General features: G+C 48.5%; 1 pseudogene. It reads right to left on the bottom strand.

Features of this window, described 5'->3' with window-relative positions:
- Window positions 1–218: 218 nt before the first annotated feature.
- Window positions 219–1,371: pseudogene (locus tag QUB12_RS37265) on the bottom strand (ISAs1 family transposase).
- Window positions 1,372–1,560 lie beyond the last annotated feature (189 nt).

The following is a 1,560-nucleotide window of genomic DNA, read 5'->3' as shown; positions in this document are numbered from 1 at the left end:
CCAGGGTAAACGCATCTAAATTAAGTCCTGCAAATCTATAGAAGCTGACGAAAAAACAGGTTGCTCGTTCAAAATGGAGACTCTGGCATTGCTCCAGACTCGCTTGCGAGATTCTGCCGACTTATGAGTACCATATAAATGTAATACCGATTGCGTTTGGTGCTGCACCTCCTCGGACAGGTCATTATGGCTTTTGGGTTATGTTGATTGAACCCCTTTCACTTCGATGTACTCGCGGACATGATATTCAGCAGGAAGTCGTTATCTATGCCCGCTCGATATCGCTTCATCGCCAGACTCATCTTAGAAGGTTCACGCTCTTTGCAAGTTGACGCTTAAACGGCGCAATAGTCCCAGGTTTTCCGAGGCATATCCCTGGCGAATCCGACAGGCATCTTCGTTGAAGGTTACATCAAGTACGAAGATGCAAACTGTTCTCGATACTCCAGTGGGATCGAATCGCCCGGTTGTGTTGCTGAGCATCTGCTTCCAAGGAGCTGAGGTAGAAGCCAACTTCCGTTGTCGTTGTGTTCCACAATTGACTGGTTCGCTTGACCATGACAATAGTAGTTAAGCCCACCCACAAGCTTTGCCGATGCAACGGTGGTAGTTGATTTATCGGTACTGCCCAGACCTGACGGGTTTCAATCCGATGGTGTCCCGTCTCCACCGTTTTGTGATAATCATACTCAACCCCATGCCAGTTCCGGGCAATAGCCTGCTCAAACCAAGCCGCCACTTGGTCGCTTAGTTTTTTCTGATTGCCTTTGAGGGCTAGCACATACTCTCCTCCGGCTTGCTTGAGCAAGCTGGGCAATCTCTGTCTGTGTTCCCATTGCATCCAGCGTCACCACAGCCCCTTTGAGGTTGAGTAACTTTAGTAGGAGGGGGACGGCTGTAATTTCATTCGACTTGCTATCAACTTTGTGTTGAGCCAGTACCAAGCCGTGTTCACTGCTCCAGGCACTTACACTATGTAGCGCTTTGAGCTTCCCCTCCCGGTCATAGGAACCGGGAGGCCGTCTTGCCGTCGATATGAATTACCTTGATGCCCAGTCTCTCGGTGATGCTGCTCACCCACAAAAGAAAACTCTCCTGTATCGCTTGCGGATCGAGCATCCCAAACACTCGGGCGAAGGTATCGTGGGATGGAACCCCGTGGGGCAAATCTAAAAACGTCTCCAACCAAGATTGCTTAGCCTTGCCATAGGTTTCTATCGCCACAAACCCATCGGCAGCTGAGAGGACTGCCAAAAGAGCAATGGTGATAATCTGTGTCAAACCATGATATTTCGTTCGTTCCACTCGCGGATCTTGGATGTGCTGGAAATAGTTGAGAACACTGTTTCTGAGTATTTTAGCCTCACGCACTTGTTCTGGCCTGACAACGGGACAACCAAAGCCTCTAGCCATACGCTTATTCCGGGATATCCAACCTTAACGTCTATTGAAGATGTCCTCTAGCCAATCTATTATGCACGTTGACTAAGAAAAAATCCCTTTCCTCTTGGTGGCGTTTTGTCAAGTACAATTTATACAAAATTAGATGCGTTTACCCTG

It is taken from the genome of Microcoleus sp. B7-D4, from assembly GCF_036705125.1.
In the GTDB taxonomy this organism is placed as follows: domain Bacteria; phylum Cyanobacteriota; class Cyanobacteriia; order Cyanobacteriales; family Microcoleaceae; genus Microcoleus.
This window is presented reverse-complemented; position numbering and strand designations above follow the sequence as displayed.